Source organism: Streptomyces longispororuber (genome assembly GCF_024448165.1).
GTDB lineage: Bacteria > Actinomycetota > Actinomycetes > Streptomycetales > Streptomycetaceae > Streptomyces > Streptomyces longispororuber_A.
The window spans coordinates 1-3,742 of sequence record NZ_JAMOLN010000381.1 but is presented as its reverse complement, the minus strand read 5'-3'; the positions used below and the strand labels follow the sequence as shown (position 1 = coordinate 3,742).

4 protein-coding genes are annotated in these 3,742 nt (G+C 71.2%); 2 read left to right on the top strand and 2 right to left on the bottom strand.

The features are described 5' to 3' along the window. Both M4J07_RS46995 and M4J07_RS46990 read left to right on the top strand, forming a co-directional pair. Nucleotides 1-1,283, top strand: a 1,283-nt coding sequence (locus tag M4J07_RS46995) for a cytochrome P450 (protein WP_255983402.1), incomplete at its 5' end; no start/stop codon positions are given. Between the two features lie 51 nt (nt 1,284-1,334). Beyond that, nucleotides 1,335-2,234: an MBL fold metallo-hydrolase gene (locus M4J07_RS46990; protein WP_255983400.1), complete on the top strand. Its 900-nt coding sequence runs from the start codon at nt 1,335-1,337 to the stop codon at nt 2,232-2,234. A 63-nt stretch (nt 2,235-2,297) separates the two neighbouring features. Here the strand turns inward: M4J07_RS46990 and M4J07_RS46985 are convergent, their stop codons facing one another. Then, complete coding sequence (locus tag M4J07_RS46985; RefSeq protein ID WP_255983398.1) at nt 2,298-2,531, bottom strand: twin-arginine translocase TatA/TatE family subunit; 234 nt, start codon at nt 2,529-2,531, stop codon at nt 2,298-2,300. A gap of 2 nt (nt 2,532-2,533) precedes the next feature. Beyond that, a complete protein-coding gene (locus M4J07_RS46980) occupies nt 2,534-3,598 on the bottom strand; it encodes a sporulation protein (protein ID WP_255983396.1) in 1,065 nt (354 codons plus the stop codon). Nucleotides 3,599-3,742 lie beyond the last annotated feature (144 nt).

Sequence of the window (3,742 nt, the reverse complement as noted above, 5' to 3'; positions counted from 1 at the left end):
TGCCCTGGATCGGGCAGCTCTTCGAGTACGCCAAGGATCCCGTCGCGCTCTATCGGCGCAGCTGGGAGCGGTACGGCCCGGTCGCGCCGTTCCACGTGCTCGGGAAGAACTCGGCGCTGCTGCTCGGGCCCGACGCCATCGGTGAGGCGCTGCTGAACAAGGACAAGGCGTTCGCCAACGAACCGGCGTGGGCGCAGCTCGTCGGTCCCTTCTTCCATCGCGGCCTCATGCTCATCGACTTCGACGAGCACCGGGCACACCGGCGGATCATGCAGCAGGCCTTCACCCGTGAGCGGCTCGCCGCCTACACCCGCCGACTCCACCCCGCCATCGAGCGGGGCACGGCGCACTGGGAGGCGGACGGGGCGTTCCCCTCGTACTGGAAGCTCAAGCAGCTGACCCTCGACATCGCCGCGGACCTCTTCATGGGCGGCGCGGAGGACACCGGCCAGGCGGAGATGGACCGGGTCAACAAGGCGTTCGTCGCCTGCGTGCAGGCCGCGGCCGGAGTGGTCCGCGCCGACGTCCCGTTCACCCGGTGGGGCAGGGCCTACCGCGGTCGCAAGGTGCTGGAGGAGTTCCTGCGGCACTACCTCCCGGCGAAGCGCCGCGAACGGACCGACGACATCTTCTCGGTGCTCTGCCACATCGAGACGGAGGACGGCGAGCGGTTCACCGACGACGACGTGGTGAACCACATGATCTTCCTGATGATGGCGGCCCACGACACCTCGACCGTCACGACCTCCACGATCCTCCAGCACCTCGGCCAGCACCCGCACTGGCAGGGCCGCTGCCGCGCTCAGGCGCTCGCCCTCGGCCCCGCGCCGTCGATGGCCGAACTGGAGGGCCTGGAGGCGATCGACCTGGTCATGCGGGAGGCGCTGCGGCTGCAGGCCCCGGTGCCGACGCTGGTCCGGTACGCGGTCAGGGACACGACCGTGCAGGGCGTGCGGATTCCCGCCGGGACCGATGTGCTGCTGGGCCTCCAGTTCACCCACTTCATGGAGGAGTACTGGACGGATCCGACGGCCTTCGACCCCGACCGGTTCGGCCCGGAGCGCCGCGAGGACAGATCGCACCGGTACGCCTGGGAGCCGTTCGGCGGCGGCGTCCACAAGTGCATCGGGATGTACTTCGCCGGACTGGAGATCAAGGCGATCACGCACCGCCTGCTGCGCGAGTACCGCTGGACCGTGGACCCCGCCTACGTGCCGCCCATCGACTACCACTCCTTGCCGTTCCCCAAGGACGGCCGTCCGGTCGACCTCGTCGAGCTCTGAGCGAACCGTCGCCGCTGTCCGGCCGGAGCGCGATGGGTGAGACTGCTCGTCATGGACATGGGTAGCGTGGGATACACGGCAGTGGCGTACGGCGAGGTCGACGTGCTCGTGGGCGCCGACCGAGGCGCCTATCCGTACGCGAATCCGCTGCTCGTCCGCGGCACGGACGCCTCGCTGGTCGTCGATCCGTCGCTGACGCTCGTCGGGGGCGCGCCACCCGCGGACCTGGTCCTCGTCAGTCACGCCCACGAGGACCACATCGCCGGGCTCGGGCGCTACGACGACGTGCCGGTCCACGTCCACGCCGGCGACCTCGACGCGCTGCGGTCCCGCGCGGCGCTGGTCGCCGGGATCGGACTGCCGGACGAGGCGGTCGACGCCCACGACGCGTTGATGCGGGACGAGTTCCACGTTCGCGGGCGGCCCGACGCGCTGCGGTTCGAGGACGGCGCCGTGTTCGACCTCGGCGGGCGCACCGTCACCGTCGTGCACCTGCCCGGCCACACCGCCGGCCACTGCGGCTTCCTGGTCGAGCCTGACGGCTTCCTCTACGTGGGCGACATCGACCTGACGTCGTTCGGCCCGTACTACGGCGACGTCGGCAGCAGCCTCGCCGACTTCGAGGCGTCGATGCGCCGGTGCCGGGAGATCGACGCGAAGTGGTTCGGCACGGCCCACCACAAGGGGGTGATCGAGGGCGCCGATGAGTTCCGGCGCCGGCTCGACGCGTTCGCGGGTGTCGTCGAGAAGCGCGACGCCGCGCTCCTCGCGTTCCTGAAGGAGCCGCGGACCGTCGACGAGATCGCCGAGCACCGGCTCGTCTACCGGCCGCACGTGCAAGGAGCGCACGTGCGGCCGGTGGAGCTGCGGACGGCGGCGCAGCACCTCGACCGGCTGACGCAGGACGGGCTGGTCACGGTCGTGGCGGAGGGGCGGTTCCGCGCCGCCTAGGGCCTGTCAGGGGGTACCCCCGGCCGAAGGCCGGGGGAGGAACAGGCCGCCTCCGGGAGGCCGTCACCGGGGGTGCGGTCCCTGGTCCGGGTCCCGGGGCGGGATCGTCTCGCCGGGGACGACGCGCGGCGGCGGGGCGTCCGCGTCGACCGCTTCCTTGTTCCTCAGGGCGCGGGCCTCCGCCTTGAGGATGCGGGCCGACTTGCCCGCGTTGCGGGCGAGTTCGGGGAGCTTCTTCGCCCCCACGATCAGGACGATCACGATGAGGATGATGCCGATCTCACTGATGCCGAACATGGTCAGTCCTCGCCTCCCTCGTCGTCGCCGTCCCCGCCGTCCCCGCCGTCTTCATCGTCCCCTTCGAAGAAGTCGCCCACCTCGTCGACCACCTCGGCGGCGACCAGGCCGCCGACCACGCCGACGGCGAGCCCGGCCGCACCGACCGCCACGGCCGTGCCCACGCCGGGACCCGAACGGTGGCCGTGGCTCTCCTGCCCGTACGCGTCGTGTCCGTACGCGTCGTGTCCGTACGCGTCGTGTCCGTACATGCCGTGTCCGTACGAGGAGTGCGTGACGAACGAGGAGCGGTGGTCGACGAGTTCGCGCACCCAGCCGTCGACCAGAGCCGTCCAGTCGTGGTGGTGGATGCCGTCGTGGGCGACGGTGAAACGGGTGAGCGCGTCGTGGCCGGCGGAGAAGGGGCCGCCGCGCTTGTCCGCCTCCAGGACCACCTCCATGCCGCCGGGCGTGGCGAGGAAGGTGACCTCGAGCTCGTTCACCGCGTGGGCGTACTGCGGTGCCGGGGACAGCTCCAGCTCCTGGTAGAAGGGGAGCTGCTGGCCCGTGCCGCCGATCCGGCCGTACTCCAGGTCGGCCGAGCGGAAGCCGAAGCCGAGCTGTCCGAAGGCTTCGAGGATCGCCTCCTGCACCGGGAGCGGGCCGACGGTGAGCGGGTCGAGGTCGCCCTTGTCCCGGGCGCCGGCCACGGACAGCTCGGTGTGCACGCCGAGGACGACGCCGAGGTCCTGCCCGTACAGCTCGGTGAGCGGCGTCTCCCAGGGGAGCCGCACGGTGAAGGGGACGGTGCGGCTGTCGCCCTCGGCCAGCCGGAAGCCGCCGCCGACCACGAACCGGTCGAAGATCAGGGTGCCGTGGCGCTCGCCCGGCCCGTCCTCGTCGGTCTCCGCCTCGACCCGGGCGACCAGCTCCAGGGTGATGTGCTCGATGTCGAAGTCGGCGCCGCCGCCGCTGAGCCGGACCTCGCCGGAGAGCTCCCCGCCGGGCCGGACGGGGCCCGGTTCGAGGGCCGTGTCCACCGTGGGGCCGCCCACGCCCAGCGAGCCGAGCAGCCGTTTGAACACCATCGTGGCGTCCACTCCTCTGTGATGGGTCTGCTTCTGTTTCTGCTTCTGTTGGTGCTTCTGGATCTGTCGATACGGGAGGCGGGTCGGGAACACTGATCCGCCGCCCTGCGTTCTACAGATGTGTAGAAGCATAGGCGGCGTCAC